This window comes from Shinella curvata (assembly GCF_022899935.1).
Lineage (GTDB): Bacteria > Pseudomonadota > Alphaproteobacteria > Rhizobiales > Rhizobiaceae > Shinella > Shinella curvata.
The window spans coordinates 85,008-101,829 of the sequence record NZ_JALJCJ010000008.1; the positions used below are offsets into that span (position 1 = coordinate 85,008).

12 protein-coding genes are annotated in these 16,822 nt (G+C 61.4%); 3 read left to right on the plus strand and 9 right to left on the minus strand.

Annotated features, from left to right (window positions below; translation table 11 throughout):
* Nucleotides 1-457: 457 nt before the first annotated feature.
* On the minus strand, nt 458-934 hold the full coding sequence (locus MUU55_RS25420) for a hypothetical protein (RefSeq protein WP_244763580.1): 477 nt from the start codon (nt 932-934) through the stop codon (nt 458-460).
* Between the two features lie 181 nt (nt 935-1,115).
* Between MUU55_RS25420 and MUU55_RS25425 the strand changes: the two genes are divergently transcribed.
* Nucleotides 1,116-3,905, plus strand: coding sequence for a bifunctional aconitate hydratase 2/2-methylisocitrate dehydratase (locus MUU55_RS25425; RefSeq protein WP_244763725.1), 2,790 nt, complete (start codon nt 1,116-1,118; stop codon nt 3,903-3,905).
* 63 nt (nt 3,906-3,968) lie between these two features.
* Nucleotides 3,969-4,100, plus strand: coding sequence for a hypothetical protein (locus MUU55_RS29200; RefSeq protein ID WP_280519121.1), 132 nt, complete (start codon nt 3,969-3,971; stop codon nt 4,098-4,100).
* A 103-nt stretch (nt 4,101-4,203) separates the two neighbouring features.
* Here MUU55_RS29200 and MUU55_RS25430 read toward each other — a convergent pair whose 3' ends face one another.
* From MUU55_RS25430 to MUU55_RS29345, 5 genes are all read right to left on the minus strand, one after another.
* Complete coding sequence (locus MUU55_RS25430) at nt 4,204-4,485, minus strand: cupin domain-containing protein (RefSeq protein ID WP_244763581.1); 282 nt, start codon at nt 4,483-4,485, stop codon at nt 4,204-4,206.
* Nucleotides 4,482-5,114, minus strand: a complete 633-nt coding sequence (locus MUU55_RS25435; protein ID WP_244763582.1) for a class I SAM-dependent methyltransferase — start codon at nt 5,112-5,114, stop codon at nt 4,482-4,484. Before MUU55_RS25435 ends, MUU55_RS25430 begins: the two co-directional genes overlap by 4 nt.
* 13 nt (nt 5,115-5,127) lie before the next feature.
* On the minus strand, nt 5,128-6,396 hold the full coding sequence (locus MUU55_RS25440) for an MFS transporter (protein ID WP_244763583.1): 1,269 nt from the start codon (nt 6,394-6,396) through the stop codon (nt 5,128-5,130).
* Complete coding sequence (locus tag MUU55_RS25445) at nt 6,396-8,516, minus strand: TonB-dependent receptor (protein WP_244763584.1); 2,121 nt, start codon at nt 8,514-8,516, stop codon at nt 6,396-6,398. Before MUU55_RS25445 ends, MUU55_RS25440 begins: the two co-directional genes overlap by 1 nt.
* Before the next feature lie 213 nt (nt 8,517-8,729).
* Nucleotides 8,730-9,557 carry a helix-turn-helix transcriptional regulator gene (locus MUU55_RS29345; protein WP_244763585.1) on the minus strand — a complete coding sequence of 276 codons (828 nt, stop codon included), beginning with the start codon at nt 9,555-9,557 and terminating at the stop codon, nt 8,730-8,732.
* A gap of 192 nt (nt 9,558-9,749) precedes the next feature.
* Between MUU55_RS29345 and MUU55_RS25455 the strand changes: the two genes are divergently transcribed.
* Nucleotides 9,750-10,061, plus strand: coding sequence for a hypothetical protein (locus tag MUU55_RS25455; RefSeq protein ID WP_244763586.1), 312 nt, complete (start codon nt 9,750-9,752; stop codon nt 10,059-10,061).
* A 161-nt stretch (nt 10,062-10,222) separates the two neighbouring features.
* Here the strand turns inward: MUU55_RS25455 and MUU55_RS29350 are convergent, their stop codons facing one another.
* The 3 genes from MUU55_RS29350 to MUU55_RS25470 all read right to left on the minus strand — a co-directional run bounded on the left by MUU55_RS29350 (nt 10,223) and on the right by MUU55_RS25470 (nt 16,729).
* Nucleotides 10,223-11,932, minus strand: coding sequence for an ABC transporter ATP-binding protein (locus MUU55_RS29350; protein ID WP_244763587.1), 1,710 nt, complete (start codon nt 11,930-11,932; stop codon nt 10,223-10,225).
* Nucleotides 11,929-14,487 carry an ABC transporter ATP-binding protein/permease gene (locus MUU55_RS25465; protein WP_244763588.1) on the minus strand — a complete coding sequence of 853 codons (2,559 nt, stop codon included), beginning with the start codon at nt 14,485-14,487 and terminating at the stop codon, nt 11,929-11,931. The genes MUU55_RS29350 and MUU55_RS25465 overlap by 4 nt, the downstream gene beginning before the upstream one ends.
* A gap of 76 nt (nt 14,488-14,563) precedes the next feature.
* Entirely contained in the window at nt 14,564-16,729 is a 2,166-nt protein-coding gene (locus MUU55_RS25470; protein ID WP_244763589.1) for a TonB-dependent receptor, read from the minus strand.
* Between the last annotated feature and the right edge of the window lie 93 nt (nt 16,730-16,822).

The following is a 16,822-nucleotide window of genomic DNA, read 5'->3' on the forward strand; positions in this document are numbered from 1 at the left end:
GAGAAGGCTGGTCTGAATATAAATACGTCAGGGTTGGTCATTACGACATCAGCCTGCGATCTAATTTGATCGACGCTTATGTGGCATCTCCTGATGTATTGGTTGAGGTTTTTATCTCTCAAAACCAGTACGGCTACCCTCAAACTGTATTCATCACCGCAGCCTTTGGTGGTCGTGTTGAGCGCATTAACAATTTTCTCGCGTTGTTCTTCAGAGACTATCAAGAGCCTCGATAAAAGGAGCCCACCGAGCGTAATCGAAGCGAGTACGAGAAAGCTGATTACCAAAAGGCGCGTTCGTCTAAGCATGCTAAAAACTCACTCACTGGCGCGCGAAGGAGTCGGTTTGAACTGTGACCGTTCCGACAAGACGGGTGCGTTGCTTATTGGCATGTTGAATCGCTACGCTATACCTGACCGGTAGTACCCTTTTCAACGCGTGTGAACCGCTTCCCAGCCTATTGGTTCTGGTGCCCGAGGGTTCCCCAAAAATCAGGATAAAGAACGTCGAATACCTTTGCTGCTTTTCGCTCGATCATTTCCACAAGGTGGTCGTGACCAGACCGAGAAATCTCCGACGCAGGACGAACCGTTGTACCTGCTTCGTCCAAAATCAGCTGAAACGCTTTAACACATTGCTTAGGTGTCGTATCGAATGCGCCGATTTCGGTGAGCAACACTTCCTCGACGGGAGCCAACACGGAACTGTCGTTTTTCGCTCTGCGCCTGTGTCGTTCAGGAAGAGTCTCGAAGATGTCGAACAGCACTTCGAGGCCATGATGCAACCGATCGTTTTTCAAAAGGTCGGTTAGGCTGCTCTCAGCCTCTCGGCAATTGCTTCCACTGGACTGCCAGTGGCGAAAAACTGATACGACAAACGCCTCCTCACTGGTCAGATCGGAAAAGCCGAGAGGGGTGAAATCGCTGAATTCCATAATTCCTATCCGACACGCTGGCATGTAGCCATTTTAACGGCTTAAACCTGAATGAAGAATACCAGTTTTTTACGGTAATACGATATCTTGCCAGGTGGCGTTGGCTCACGTACTCGATGCTTATGAGAAGCTGCGCCGGTTAACGCCGAGGCGCCACACACTTCAAGACGTTGGGATGACGATGAACCTTTACCTGGATTACCTGGCCGAAATCAAAAGCAGAGAAACGCAAGGGCTTGATCCGAAGCCGATCGACGAGGGTGCGTTGACCGCCGAGATCATCGCGCTGATTGAGGATACGGGTAGCGAGTATCGGGCGGATGCCCTGAAATTCTTCATCTACAATACGTTGCCGGGCACAACGAGCGCGGCGGGCGCCAAGGCCGCATTCCTGAAGAAGATCATTCGCAGCGAAACGGTCGTCCCGGAGATCACCCCCCAACTTGCTCTCGAGCTGCTGTCACACATGAAGGGTGGGCCTTCGGTCGACGTGTTGCTCGACATCGCGCTTGGCGAGGATGCCGGGATCGCCGGAGAGGCCGGTGAAGTGCTGAAAACCCAAGTCTTCCTCTACGACGCCGACATGTTCCGGTTACGCGACGCCTTCAGGGCTGGCAACGCCGTCGCTAAGGGCGTTCTCGAAAGCTACGCCAAGGCCGAGTTCTTCACCAAGCTTCCGGATGTCGAGGACGAAATCAAGATCGTGACCTTCATCGCCGCGGAAGGCGACATCTCGACGGACCTTCTGTCTCCCGGCAACCAGGCGCATTCGCGCTCTGACCGCCAGTTGCACGGCCAGTGCATGATCACGCCGGAAGCACAGGCGGAAATCGTCGCGCTCCAGAAGCAGCATCCCGACAAGCGCGTGATGATGATCGCCGAGAAGGGCACGATGGGTGTGGGCTCCTCCCGCATGTCGGGCGTGAACAACGTTGCGCTATGGACTGGCAAGCAGGCCAGCCCCTACGTACCCTTCGTCAACTATGCACCCGTCGTCGCGGGTACCAACGGCATCTCGCCGATCTTCGCGACCACGGTCGATGTGACCGGCGGTATCGGTATCAACCTGAAAAACTGGGTCAAGAAGACCGGCGAAGACGGCAAGCCGGTCCTTAACAATGACGGCAATCCGGTGCTCGAGCAGAAGTTTTCGGTCGAGACTGGTACGGTCCTGAAGATCGATGTGAAGAACAAGAAGCTGCGCGACGACAACGGCCAGGAATTGGTCGATGTGGCCGCGGCCTTCACGCCGCAGAAGATGGAGTTCATGAAGGCTGGCAGTTCCTATGCCATTGTCTTCGGCAAGAAGCTCCAGACCTTCGCCGCTCAGACCCTCGGCGTCGAGCCGACGCCGGTCTTTGCGCCGAACAAGGAAATTGCGATCGAAGGTCAGGGCCTGACCGCTGTCGAGAAGATCTTCAACCGCAACGCCGTCGGCGTGACCCCGGGCAAGGTGCTGCATGCCGGCTCCGACGTCCGGGTGAAGGTCAACATCGTCGGTTCGCAGGACACGACCGGTCTGATGACCGCGCAGGAACTCGAGGCGATGGCCGCGACCGTCATTTCGCCGCTTGTCGACGGTGCCTATCAGTCGGGCTGCCACACGGCGTCCGTCTGGGATAAGAAGGCCCAGGCGAACATCCCCAAACTCATGTCCTTCATGAACAACTTCGGCGTGATCACCGCGCGCGACCCTAAGGGCGCCTATCACTCGATGACGGACGTGATCCACAAGGTCCTGAACGATATAACCGTGGATGACTGGGCGATCATCATCGGCGGCGACAGCCATACCCGGATGTCGAAGGGCGTGGCCTTCGGCGCAGACTCCGGCACGGTAGCGCTTGCGCTGGCCACCGGTGAGGCGACGATGCCGATCCCGCAGTCGGTCAAGGTGACCTTCAAGGGTACGATGCAGCCTTACATGGACTTCCGTGACGTGGTGCATGCCACCCAGGCACAGATGCTCAAGCAGCACGGCGACAACGTCTTCCAGGGCCGCATCATCGAAGTGCATATCGGCACGCTGCTCGCCGACCAGGCCTTCACCTTCACCGACTGGACGGCCGAGATGAAGGCCAAGGCCTCGATCTGTATCTCGCAGGACGACACGCTGATCAGTTCGCTTGAGATCGCCAAGTCACGCATCCAGATCATGATCGACAAGGGCATGGACAATGCCGCCGAGACGCTCAAGGGCCTCATCGCCAAAGCGGATCAGCGCATTGCCGAGATACGCTCGGGTGAAAAGCCGGCGCTCGCCCCGGATGAAAACGCGAAGTATTTTGCCGAAGTCGTCGTTGATCTTGACGTGATCGATGAACCAATGATCGCCGACCCGGATGTCAACAATGCAGATGTGTCCCGGCGCTATACGCACGATACGATCCGTCCGGTTTCGTATTACGGCGGCGCCAAGAAGGTCGATCTTGGCTTCGTCGGTTCATGCATGGTGCATAAGGGCGACATGAAGATCGTTGCCCAGATGCTGAAGAACATCGAAAAAGCCGAAGGGAAGGTCGAGTTCAGGGCGCCGCTGGTCGTCGCTGCTCCGACTTATAATATTATCGATGAGTTGAAGGCCGAGGGGGATTGGGAGATCCTGCAGAAGTATTCGGGCTTCGAGTTCGATGACCTGAAGCCCAAGACAAGCAACCGCACCGAGTACGAGAACATTCTCTATCTCGAGCGTCCCGGCTGCAATCTGTGCATGGGCAACCAGGAGAAGGCCGAAAAGGGCGATACCGTCCTGGCGACGTCCACGCGCCTATTCCAGGGGCGCGTTGTGGAGGACACTGCCGAAAAGAAGGGTGAATCGCTTCTGGCCTCGACGCCGGTCGTGGTCCTGTCGGCAATCCTCGGTCGGACCCCCAGTCTCGACGAATATCGCACTGCGGTCGTCGGGATAGATCTGACGAAGTTTGCGCCGCCGAAGGCGACGCGAATCGATTCGTTGTCAGTCCACTATTAGGGCAATTGAGCACGCAGTTCACGCCGAGCGGGGCGATGGTGGTTTCCTTGGGATTACAAGGAATTGACCCGCTTGGTGTGCCTGCTGTCCATCAACATGGAGCCGGACCTTATTGCGCTGAAGCGCATCACCTTCAGCGAAGCTGTCGTGTTCGAGAAGAAAGGTCCAAATCCACCGCAGCCCGACCCCGGTTGACGTACGAACGCCGGTCGTAGACATCCCCGCCACCAATATTCGCAAGGCCGAAGGCCGTGGAAATGGCCCACGCCCGTCGGCTCGAATGGCGATGTTTTCTGATTTACATCTTCCCGATCAGAACGAGCCGGCCGGGTTCGATAACGTGAATGGCGTGCTCGACACCGGCGCCGACGACAAGGTGATCACCGGGCAGGCAGGTTCGTGTCGTGCCGTTCATGATCAGTTCGAACCGTCCGGAGACGACGATGGCGAACTCTTCCGCCTCTCCGGCATGGGCGGGGATATCCGCCGCGACATCGGCGTCGATGACGAGCATGTCACCTAGTTTTCCGGTAATGCGACCGCGGAAGCCCGGCGCATCGATGATGCTTTCGTCGCTCACAGTGTCTTCTCCTTGCGGGCGACAAAGAGATAGCCGGCATTGGCAACCTCACGTGTTTCGATCGGCGTCAGGCCGGCTTCCCCTGCCCATCGGGCGAGTGTTTCCGGCGTGTCGAACCGCATGTTGTCGGCCATGTTGCGGGAAAACCTCTCGATCTGTGGGCGAAAGGCCGGTGGGGATGTGATCAGGGCCAGCCGGCCTTCGGGTTTCAGCGCCCGCGCCATCTCCTTGAGGCTCTCGGCAGGCTGCGGAAAGAAGAAGAAGGCATTGAGGCAATAGGCCTTGTCCACCATGCCGTCTGCGACGGGTAGGGTTGCGGCGTCCGCCTGATGGAGTTCCAGTCGACCCTTTGCAATGGGAAGGGCATTCAGTTTGGCGGAATTGGCAATCATGTCCGCGCTGTGATCGATGGCGATGGCACGACAGCCGCTTTTGAGAAGCCGGCGCAGGAAGACGCCGCCGCCACATCCGACCTCCAGAACGAGATCGTCCTTTTCCGGTGGCAGATGGTTCAGTGCCAGATCGAACCCGGGCTTATGGCCGATGGGAAAACGATAGAGCAGGTAGCCGAGGAGGCCGCCCGGTCGTCGCGCGATGCGATCGACCATGGTGGACGAGAGAGAGAGCATGGAGGAGCCTCGTTTATCGGGTCACGAGAAGGGCGCGGGCGGCGCGCGAGACGAAGAGGAGAGCGAGGACGAGCGTGGCCGCCGCACCGGCGAAGGTGACGGCATAGCCGGTGCGGCCGGCAAACCAGACGACCAGGCCGGCAATTGCCATCTCGCCGAACACGTTGGCGCTCTGGAGGACGGTTACGTCGGTACCCGCCTGCTCGCCCGCGCCACCGAAGGCCATGATGATTGTCGCCGCCGCGACGGCGATGAATCCGCTGGCCACCGAAAGTACACTGATCGCTGCAAGGACGATCGGCCAGCTCGCAGGCAGGACGCCGCCGGCGATCAGTGCCCATAACGCGAACGAAACGGCAGCGAGTGCCATGCCCACGCCCATAGCGATCCAGCGATTGCGCGCCGTCAGGACACTACCAAGCGGGCATCCGAGCGCGAGCATGACAAGGCCGCTTACGGTTGCGATGAGGCCGGTCTGCTGATTGGACCAGCCGAGATCCACGAGAAAGATCTTGCTGACGCTCAGGCCGCCGGCATGTGCGCCACCATAGATGAAAGCGAGAATCAGCAGCAGGAACACGCCCGGGCGGCGGAATGTGTTGGCAAGCCGCGCCTTTTGGCTCTGCTGAGCCTTCTCAGGGCGCGAGGGCTCACGCCAGGAAAGCGTGAGGCCGATTGTCAGCAGCGGAACGAGGGCGAGCAGCAGGAAGATACCCTGCTGGCCGAGAGTATCGGCGACCATAAGCACGCCGCCGCCGCCAATCATGAAGCCGGCCATCATGCCGCCGACCTGCAAGGCATTTGCGTAGGCGAGCCCGCGCCCGGCAAGCTGCTCGGCCGCGAGGCCGTCCGTCGCCGTGTCCTGCGTGGCGCTAGCAATCGTGCCGATGACGAGTGCGGCAACCGCGATCCAGAGGCCGGTGCCTTCGAGCGAGACGAAAGCAAGCAGGATGAGGCAGGCGGTGAGGATGGTCTGCATCGGCACGATCCAACTCTTGCGCCGGCCAAGACCGGGCTTCCAGCGGTTGTCGACCATCGGCGCCCACAGGAATTTGATGATCCAGGGCAGTCCGGCGAGCGGCACCAGAGCGATGATGTCCATGGAGACGCCGCTCTGGCGCATCATGACCGGCACGGCTTCCATGGACAGGCCCATCGGAAGCCCTTGCGTGAAGTACAGGGCTCCGATCAGCAGGAAGAAGCGAAGATCTCCGGCTTTGGCGGATGCCGTTGAGGCGCTGTCGGGGAGGGCGAGGGAGATGGCCTGATTGTTTCCGCGCATTACCACACCTTTGCGAGCGTGAAGCCGATCGTGCGGCCGGCGGCGGCGACGCCCATATCCGTGCCGCTATAGTTGAAGTAGTTCTTCAGGTAGCGTTCGTCGGTCAGGTTCTTGGCCCATAGCGTGCCGCTCCAGCCGTTCTTCTCTATGCCGACATGCGCGTCCAACAGGTGGGTCGGGTCCTGCCGGTACTTGTTGTCGGACGTGAAAGCGTAGGAGCTGCGGAATGTGTAATCGATGCCGGCCTTAAGCGTTGTTCCCATGTCGAGCTCGCGGGTGATGTTCACCCCAGTGCTGAAACTATGGCGGGGTGCGAAAGGCAGGTCGTTGCCGGTATAGACGGCTCCCATAACCGTATCGACGAAGTCGTCGTACCGGCCATGCGTATAGCCGTAGGCGGCGCGCAGGCCGATTTCCTCTGTCAGCTGCGCCGTTGCCTCTATTTCGAACCCCTTCGACGTCGCGGCGGCGGCGTTACGGTAAACGCGCGTGAACGGCGTGGTATAGATGACCGCCTGCTGATCTCTCCAATCGATGTAGAACAGCGAGGTCGAGAGCGTGAAACGACCATCGTCCGACGTCGTCTTTGCTCCCAGTTCGTAAGAGGTGGTGATTTCCGGATCATAACGGTTGGCCGAACCATCTGCCTCGATATAGGGGCTGATGCCGCCCGACTTGTAGCCGCGGCTGATCTTGCCGTAGACGAGATTGCCTTCCGACACATGATAGGTGAGGGCTGCTTCCGGCGAGAAGTTGGAGAAGGAAACATCCCCTTCCGCCCGGCCGGGCGTGCCGAACATGAAGCTGCCGCTTGGCGAGGAGATTTCGCTCGTCGTGGACTTGCGGTCATAGGTGTAGCGACCGCCGGCCGAAAGCTCCCATTCGGGCGTTACGAAGTAGCTTGCCTCGCCGAAGACGGAGAAGGTATCGGCCGACTGCTCGAAGACGTCGCGGCTCCACAGGCTCTGCGGGAAGGAGACGAGGTCGAAGAACTGCGTACCCTCGAAGCGCTCGTGCATGTAGAAGAGGCCGCCGCTCCAGCGGAAAACGTCGTCGTCGAACGAAGACAGGCGCAGTTCCTGGCTGAACTGGCGTTGCCTCTCCTCCTGTCCCTGGCCGATAAAGGGCGTGGCTGTGAAGTCGCCATCAAGGTAGCTGCTCATGTCATGTCCGCGGAAAGCGGTGATGGAGGTCAGTCTTACCGTTTCGAAATCGTGATCGATCCGCGCGGAGAGGCCGGCGCTGTCCACCTTGTTGTCCGGCTCGAAATCGTGAGTTGCCTTATGGTCGAAGGCGAGTGGCAGCGGAGCATACCAGAGTCCACCATCACCATGGTCACGCGTGACGTCGCCAATGATCTTGACCCGTGTCCCGTCGCCCACCTCGCCGGTGGCCACGATGCGACCAGACAGAAGATCGCTGTCGCTCACATCCTCGCCGTTGACGAGGTTTTCGATATAGCCGCGGTTGCCGCTCCACGCGGTAGAGGCGCGCACGGCCCAGTCGGTCCCCTCGATCGGCGTCTCAAAGGCCGCCTTGAACCGGCTGTCGAGATTTGTGCCGATGGTTGCCGAAAATTCGCCGCCTGTGGTTTCGCCAGGTTCGCGGGAAATGAGGTTGACCGCGCCGCCGATCGTATTCTTGCCATAGAGCGTCGCCTGCGAGCCGCGGACGATTTCGACCCGTTCCAGGTCTTCGAGGACGAGCGGGTAGCCGATGGGACGGGCGAGATAGATGTCGTCGAGGAACATGCCGACAGCTGGCTGGCGGTCCACGCCGCCGGAAATGCCGAGCGACGTGACACCGCGAATGCTGACCGGGCCGCCCTGGCCGTTGAAGAGCACGTTCGGCGCTCTGAAGGCGGCGTCCTCCATCGTGTCCGTCCGGCCCTTGCGCAGGTCTTCGGCGGGAATGGCCGTAACAGCCACTGGTGCATTCTGGATCTTTTCTTCGCGTCGGCGGGCCGTCACGACGATCTGTTCCAGCACCGTCGCTTCATTGGCGGTGTCTGCAGCCTGTTCCTGCTCTTGTGCCGCGAGCCCGGCGGCATCGAACAGCACGAATCCGGCGGTGGCGAGAAGAGTGGCGGTGCACAAGGCGGTGTGGCGGTTTTTATTCATGACGAAATCCCTCAGCTTTGTTTGGGTCTTCGCATGCGCTCCGCCACGAGCACAATCGGAGCGGTGTTCGGGATTGCGGCAAAGGTGTTCGGGAACCGGACTTCCTGCCAGGCCCTGGAGCCGATCGGTAAAAAGCGCCAAGCGGCTTTTTGCGTGGAGTTTGTGAAAACAGAGAGATAGCGGGCTCCGAAGCTTGATGAAAAGCAACTCGCTCTAGCGCGCCTTGCCGGCGATCATCGTAGGCGCAACGCCAAAACGGCGGCGAAATTCGGTGGCAAAATGCTGCGGCTGATAGCCGACTTGCCGCGCGACATGGGCGATCGATGTCTCACCGCCCTCCAGCAGCAGGCGCGCCGTATCGAGCCTGCTTGTCTTGACGAAACCGTAAACGGTGGCGCCGAACAGGGACTGAAAGCCTGCGCCGAGCTTCTTTGCGTTGGTGCCCACCCGGCGGGCAAGTTCTGGCACGCTGGGTGGATGCACAAGTTCTGCCAACAGGATGCTACGCGCTTCATGCAGACGGGCGACATCGCGCGCTGACCAGCCAGCAGGCGTCTCGTCATGATCAGGCGCGGTCGCGTTATCGAGGATATGCGCCACCATCTCCATCGCCTTGCCGGTCATGTAGAGGCGTCGTGCAGTACCCTGTAGCGGGCAGCCGAGCATCTGCCATGCGATCGTCCGGGCGGCGTCCGGCAGGGCGAACCGGGGATCGGGCGTCTTGCGTGCGATGAGGGACAAGGTGTCGCCGCCAACCAGCGGTTCCGCCATGTCGGCCTCGATCTGCACGAATACCGCCGCGACGCTGCCGTCGCGCAGCACGACATGACGCGTATGAACGGGCTCACTGGCGGAAAAGATCGTGCCCCCTCCACTCTGCCAGAGATGCTCGCCGAGCCCGGTCTGCTCCACCGCTAGGCTGCCTTTGAGCAGTGTGCCGATCCAGTGGCCGGGCGGAGTTACGCTCTCCCAGACCATGTTGCGTTGGACGGCTGCAGTCTCCAGAAAAATGTTGAGGCCGCAGGCGCGGATGATTTCCACGATGTACTCCGAAGGAGGGTTTACGCATCCTGAGGCCTGTCGTTTACCCGGAGACGCGCTTCGTCGTCGGAACGATCACAATATATGAGTATAATAGTCAAGTTATTTATCGAAAACCCGCTTGCGTGCCACTGAAACCTTTGGTCGGGCACGCGCCCAGCATTTGGAAAGCATGCCGGTTGTGCCCGTCAGGTGACCGACGATCGCCAGATCTATTTCGGCGACTATGCCGGTGACGGCGCCATTCGCCCTGATGGGAAAACGATTGCCCGTACAGCCCATACTGTCGATGAGACAGCCAGCTTGTTCACCATCGACAATCAGTTGCAATATGACGCGTCGGCCGGCATCGTCGAAAACAAGTTGCTTGTCGGTCTCGACTACAATCGCTGGAATCTCGATGGGGTCAATCAGGCCGGCGCCGGCTATCTCTTCGACAATGGCCTTCCCCCTACGCCAGCCGCCTTGCCGGTTTCAGCGCGGGCGCGGGTGCCCGTTACATAGGGTCCCTCCTAGGTGACGAGGACAGCACCGTTAGCGTGCCGCACGGGCGAAGGCTCCTATTACGGAAGGCGCCGCAATATCACCGGAAGTGTGCGCATCAAACTCTGAGGTTGTTCTAGCCCCGGGACTGCCCATTGCCGTTCCGCGATAGACTGACACTTTCACACGAGCGCCCAGTCTTTCGCCTGTCGCCGGCTGTTCCAATAGGTGGCGAAGCGGCCTTCGGCGGCGATCAGATCATCGCGCTTACCGGCTTCGACGATACGGCCGCCTTCTACGAAGAGAATATGATCGGCCCTTGCGATCGTTTCGATGCGATGCGCGACGACGAGAGTGGTATGGTGGCCGAAGCGGGCGAGGGCGGTGGCGACGGCGACTTCGTTGAGCGTATCGAGGCCGCTCGTCGCCTCGTCAAGCAAAAGGATTGGCGCGTTCTTGAGCAGAGCACGGGCGATGCTGACGCGTTGGCGCTCGCCTCCGGAGAGATTGTTGCCCCCTTCGCCGACCGGCGACTCCCAGCCCCCGAGGCGCTCCGCGATCTCATCGACCTGCGCTGCGGCTGCGGCCTCGTACCATTCCGCTTCGCTGGCGTCTGGCCGGGCAAGGCGGATATTCTCCGCAATGCCACCTTCGAAGAGCTGAACATTCTGGAAGACGATCGAGAGTTGATTCATCAGCGTCGCAGGCGTGTAGGCACGCACATCACGACCTGCCACGCGAATTTCACCCTCGGATACGTCGTGCAGACGGGCGATCAGCGAGAGGATCGTGCTCTTGCCGGACCCCGATGGCCCGACCAGCGCGGTCGTCTTGCCGGCGGGGACCGTGAAGGTGACGCCGTTGAGGATCGGGGTTCCATTCGCGTTGAAATGCACGTTGAGAAATTGGACGTCCGGGGTGCCGGGCCTGCTGTCCTGCTTAGGAACCGGCTGGGCAGGGACATCGAGAAGTGCAAGCGTTCGTCCGGCAGCGGCGCGAGTTGATTCGAGCGCGGGGAAGAGTTCCGATAGCGTGTTCAGTGGTTCAAGAAAGCGGAGCACGACGACGATCAGCGCGACCGTGCGCGCGGCATCCATAGCGCCATCGATATAGAGAAGGGCGAGGACGGTCACCATGGCGACAAGGCTCACCTGCATGGCAAGCGAAAAGAGCAACGTGCCGGGCAGTGTGAACCAGAGAACGCGCAGCCCTTTGGATTTCTGGGCATCGAGGGCTGCTCCGAGCGGCGTGCCTTCCGCATCCGTGCGGCCGGCCGCGCGGAGCAGGAGCTGGCTGCGGGCAAACTCCTCCGTGCGAGCGGCGGCCTCGCTTGAGGCGGCAGCGAAATCCGCCTCGGCCTTGCGCATCAGCCGCCCGCCTAGGAGCAGGGCGCCCAGCAGCAAAGGAGCGGCGGCCAGGGCTGCCACGCCGAGAGGCCAAGCGACGAAAAGAAGGCCGATGGCAAGGGTGAATGGCAGCGTTAAGGCGATGGAGGCCTGCGTCGCCAGATTGACCGAGCTGGCGAAGAGTTCCGGTACGGCACCTGCCAAGGCCCGTTTCGCGAGCGCCTGCTGTTCCGCCGCAAACCAGCCGATCGGCAAGGCGAGGAGATGATCGACGAGGCGCTTGTTCATCGATGTCATCATGGCAAAGCCAAGGTCGAAGGCGCGGATCACCAGAAACCGCTCCAGCATCCAGCCTGCGGCGACGCTTGCCGCGAGCAATCCGAGCCACGGAACGGCACCTTGCGGTTCCCGTGAAAACAACGCGCCGAGCAAGGGAACGAGCGAAAGAGCGGATGTCGCGCGCAAGACGGCTGCCACGACGACGAAGACCGCAAAGGGCGTCAAGCGCGGACGAGCTTCCGGCGGCAGCAGAGCGGAGACGATCACGATGTTTTCCTTTCGCCGGCCTGCCAGAGGTCGCGATAGAGGCCGGGCTCGGCCATCAGTGCCGCATGGGTGCCTTGCTGGACAATGCGTCCGCGATCCATGACGGCGATACGATCAGCGTGCACCACGGTGTGAAGCCGGTGCGCCACGACGAGCACCGTGCGCTTGCCGATAAGCGCGCCGAGTGCCTGTTGTACGAGATGTTCGGATTCGGGATCGGCGAAGGCTGTCGCCTCGTCGAGCACGAGGATCGGAGGATCGGCGATGAGCGCGCGGGCGATGGAAAGGCGCTGCGCCTCGCCGCCGGAGAGCTGGATATCCTCGCCGACGATGCTGTCGTAGCCTCTCGGTGCCTCGGTGATGCGCTGGTGGATGTGGGCGGCGCAGGCGGCTGCTTCGATTTCGGCCTGGCTCGCGTCCGGACGCGAAAGCGCGATGTTCTCACGCAGCGTTCCCTTGATGAGGCGCACATCCTGGAAGACAAAGCCGACGGTGCGCTGGAGAACCTGCGGATTGATATCGCGGATGTCGATTTCCGTTTCTCCGGCAACTAGCCGGATTGCACCTTCCGTCACGTCGTGGAAGCGGCCCGGCAGGCCGGCGAGGGTGGATTTGCCGGCTCCGCTAGGGCCAACCAGAGCCGTCAGTGTGCCGGGCGCCAGGATGAGGTCGATATCCTGAAGCACCGGCTTGCGCGGACGATAGCCGAAGCCGACCTTCTGGAAGCGCAGACCGAGCGAGCCGGGCGAGAGCGCGCGAAGCGAACGGCTACGGTCGAGTTCCGGCGCCTCGAGCAATGTTCCGATGCGGTTTGCGGCTTGCCTGGCCTCGCGCATCGGCACGAAGCCGTACATGACGGCGGTGATCTGCGTGCCGAAGGCCGTGCCGAGAAAGAGGAAGGGCAGGAGATCGGCTGGTAGCATGGCTCCGGAAAGGATGCGCCAGCACCCGGCGGCCGTTATGAGGAGGAGGAAGGCCGGTGGTTGGATGGCGAGTTGCGCGGCGACCTTGCGTCCGGCCATCGGGCGCTGCCAGCCATTGAGGAAGGCCGCCTGGCCATTCAGCACTTTGCGCACCGCGTCTGCGTTTCCGCCGAAGACGCGCACGACAGGCAGGGCCTCGATAAAGGCACTGGCCGCGGCATTAGCGCGCTTCGTCCAGTCCGCATATTCCACCAGCTTGTCCGCGACGCCGCGCATCATGTGAGCGAAGAGACCGACAAACGCCAGGAGCGGAAGGAAGAGCAAGCCGGCGAGCGCCGCGTCCACCGTGAAGAGATAGGTGATAACGGCGAGCGGCGTGACGATCCCCGCGACGACGTCGGGCACGGCATGGGTCACCATATAGTGCAATCGTCCGGCATCCTCCTGCACCGCCTGATGCACGCTGGCGGCATTGCGATCGGTAAACCAGCCGAGCGGCAGACGGGCGAGCTTGGCGACGACCGACCGGCGCAGGTCGTGGCCGAAGCGGGCGTCCACCGCATGCAGCCAGACCATCAGCACGGTCGAGAGCAATGCGGCGCCGCCGAAAAGGCCAAGCGTCCAAAAGATCAGCGGCGTCAGCGTTTCCGAATTCGCCTCACCTGCCAGCAATCGGCGCCCGAGCTCGGCGAGCAGCACCAGCGGCGCAAGCTGCATGAGTGAAATGACGGCCTGCAGCACGCCGGCGGCGCGCAGCTTCCAGCGCAACGAGGCGAGCAGTTCCTGTCCGCCTTGCGAACGCCAGCGTGGTGGCGTCTTCTGCAGGGTCTCGGCAGGCTGCGGCAGGGCGGGTGCGGTGACCGGAGCTGTCGTTTCGGTTTCGTCTCTGCCGGTCTCCTTGCGCAGGCGCATTGCCTTCCCGCGCATCCAGTAGGCGGTATGCCTGATATCGGCGAGCGGAAAGCCGTGCACGCGGTTGAGCGTCGCGCGCAGCTCCTTGATCGCGGCGTGCTCGGCGGCGACCCACGCATACCAGTTCGACCAGTCCCGTGCAGGAACGGCCGCGGCGAGCGCGCCGGTGCCGTCCCCTGTCCAGAACACCTGCGCGCCCGGATGGAATGTCACGGGGATATCGCGGTCGCCGGGCAGCTGGGCCTGAAGGATGACAATAACGGCCACTTCCGACGGCAGCACGGAAAGAATGCCGTTGATGGCCGGGATGGCCGCCGGATCGCCCATCAGCAGGTAACCTTCCGGATTTTCCGGCGGCTCGAATTTCTGGAACATGTAGTAGGAGGCGTTGATCGTATCGCCGGGCTTGGCCGCTGCTGCCCAGGCGGAGGCCGGCCCCATCGGCTCATGCAGCACGAAGTCGAAACTCACTTCGCCCGTCGCAGCATCGGGATCGACCAGCGTATAGCCGCGCTGGTGCACCTTGGCCGGATCCTCGGGGTCAGGCGCCCAAAGGCGGACATAGCTTGCTGTCGGCGTCTCTCGCCCGTCGATCATGGTCGGGGCGGAGAAGCGGATGCGGCGAAAGCCGAGCGTGAGGTTGGTTGCCGAGATCACGGTCATGACGTGATCGGTGGCCCCAAGCGCCTTCATCATCGTCCGTTGAAAACGCGCGCCCATCAGCGGCCTCGCGGAAAAACGGCGAAATCCAGCCCGACCGACGTGGCCGGGCTGGGCAGGATTACAGCAGCCGTCCTTACCACTTGATCGTCGCTCCAAGGCCAACGACGCGGCCGCGGCCGACATAAGCTGCCGTCGTGCCCGGCTGGAACGCGAAGGCATAGGACAGCGGATGCTCGTCGAGCAGGTTGCGGCCGAAGGCATAGACCTTCAGATTGTCCTTCTCCCATCCGATTTCCGCATTCACGATATGATAGGCATCCATCTTCGCGTTGTTCTGGATGTCGGAATAGCGTGTACCGACATATTGGTAGCTCGCACTGGCTAGGAACTCGCCGGCCAAGCCGAGCACATCGGCGTCCGTGCGATAGTTGAGGCCGACATTGGCGGAGAAGCCCGGCACCTGCGGCACCTCGTTGCCTTCCAGCGCGCCGGCGAGCAGCGACTGCGGGATGACGTCGACGAGGCGCGAATTGATGAGCGCGCCGCCGACGGTGAGGTCAAGCCCGTCGGCAATGGTGGCAATCACGTTGGCTTCGACGCCGTAGCTCTCGAAGGCCTGGTTCGTCATGAAGGGCAGCAGCGTCACCGGGTCGAAGCCTGTCAGCTGGCCATCCTTCACGTCATTGTAGAAGACTGCGCCGCTGACCCGGATCGCATCGTTCAGCTCGGCCTTGGTGCCGATCTCATAGGTCCAGGAGGTTGCCGGCAAGAAGGGCGTCGAAGGCAGGCCGAAGCCGGCATAGGCTGTCGTCTTCTCGAAGCCGCCGGAGGAATAGCCGCGCGCGATGGAGGCGTAGCTCATCGCGCGGTCGTTCCATTCGTAGGACAACGCCATGCGGCCCGTCAGATAGGTGTCGCTGAATTCATTGCTCTGGGCGAAGGCGGGCACTGTGCCGGGGAAGCCGTTCGAGACGTAGTTGGCGTCGAGCGTCTGCTTGTCATGGGCCAGGCGCAGGCCGCCGGAAAGCGTGAAACGATCATTGAGCGGCACCGCCGCGTCAGCAAAGGCGGCGATCGTCTGGCTGTTGATCTCGTTGTCGAACGTGCCGTTCAATGTCGGCGAGAAGCTGCCGACATCCTGCAAACGGTGGGTCGTGAAATCAGATTTGAAGTAGTTGGCGCCGACCACCCACTGCACGGGAGCATCCTCGTGCGAGTTGAGGCGGACCTCCTGGTTGAAGATGCGTTCGTGGTCGTCGTAGCTGACCTTTTGCGTATTGGGATCGTTGAAAAACGACGGCGGCAGGCCGGTGATGCTCGAGAAGATGAAGGCGTCGGTGAAATCACCGGTATTGTGCAGTTTGATGTCCTGATAGCTCGTCGTCGATGTCAGGATGAAGGGCTCGAATTCCTTTGTGACCTTGATCGAGCCATGGGCGATCTGCTGGCGGTTGATCGGCGTCGTGTCGGCGCCGCTCATTGGGAAGTCGGGCGATTCCATCAACAGGAAGGCGGAGTTGTGCCGCGTGTCCTTGGAGAAACCACCTGTGAGATCGATGGTGAAACTGTCATCCGGCGTGAAGCGCAGTGTGCCACGCGCCGCCCCGAGCTTCGCGCCGCCTTCATCTTTGCCGGTGATCGGGTTCGGGATATCGCCATCGAACTTCTGCAGCCGCAGCGTCGCGCGGCCGGCCAGCACATCATCGACCAGCCAGCCGCCCGTCGTGCCCTCGATGAAAGCATGGCCGTTGGTGCCGATCTCGGTGCTGAGAATGGTTTCCTGCGTTCCGTCGGCGGGCTTGCTCACCACGTTGATTGCGCCGGCAAAGGCGTTTCGGCCGAAGGTCGTGCCCTGCGGGCCGCGCAGCACTTCGACCTGCTCGACGTCGAGGAAGGGGGCGCCGATGGCCGAAAGCGTCGTCGGTACACCATCGACGGAAAGACCGATGACGCTGTCGAGTGAATTCATCGCCGAACCGAGTGTCGAGAGACCGCGCATAGTCATGTAGCTCTCGCCAAAGCGGCCGAAGTCCAGGAAGTTCGTTCCGGGGGTCTGGCGGGCGACGTCGCCGATCGGATCGAGCGAGGACGGTTTCACGTTTTCCGGGCCGAGGATCGTCGTGGCGACGGGTAGCGAGGCATCGTCCTGCGGCCGTTTCGTACCGGTGACGACGACGGCTTCGAGCGTCGTTGTCTCCTCGGCCTGCTGGGCGCGTGCCTGGCCGCTCGCCGCGATGGTGAAACCTAGAGCCGCAAACGCCGTGGTGGAAACCAGTCGTGCGCGTGAAATCGTATTCATATGCCTGTCCCCGAGTCCATGATGGATGTCACAAATAGCGGTTCGGGCATTCTTGAGGATAGAACTCGACTTTCGCGCAACGCAGGCAAACAT

What these genes read in the sequence shown, in the direction of transcription:
- MUU55_RS25465 (WP_244763588.1), bottom strand. Translation starts at nt 14,487, where the DNA reads ATGGGCGCGCGTTTTCAACGGACGATGATGAAGGCGCTTGGGGCCACC.
- MUU55_RS25435 (WP_244763582.1), bottom strand. Translation starts at nt 5,114, where the DNA reads ATGCTCTCTCTCTCGTCCACCATGGTCGATCGCATCGCGCGACGACCG.
- MUU55_RS25420 (WP_244763580.1), bottom strand. Translation starts at nt 934, where the DNA reads ATGGAATTCAGCGATTTCACCCCTCTCGGCTTTTCCGATCTGACCAGT.
- MUU55_RS25425 (WP_244763725.1), top strand. Translation starts at nt 1,116, where the DNA reads ATGAACCTTTACCTGGATTACCTGGCCGAAATCAAAAGCAGAGAAACG.
- MUU55_RS25470 (WP_244763589.1), bottom strand. Translation starts at nt 16,729, where the DNA reads ATGAATACGATTTCACGCGCACGACTGGTTTCCACCACGGCGTTTGCG.
- MUU55_RS25440 (WP_244763583.1), bottom strand. Translation starts at nt 6,396, where the DNA reads ATGCGCGGAAACAATCAGGCCATCTCCCTCGCCCTCCCCGACAGCGCC.
- MUU55_RS25445 (WP_244763584.1), bottom strand. Translation starts at nt 8,516, where the DNA reads ATGAATAAAAACCGCCACACCGCCTTGTGCACCGCCACTCTTCTCGCC.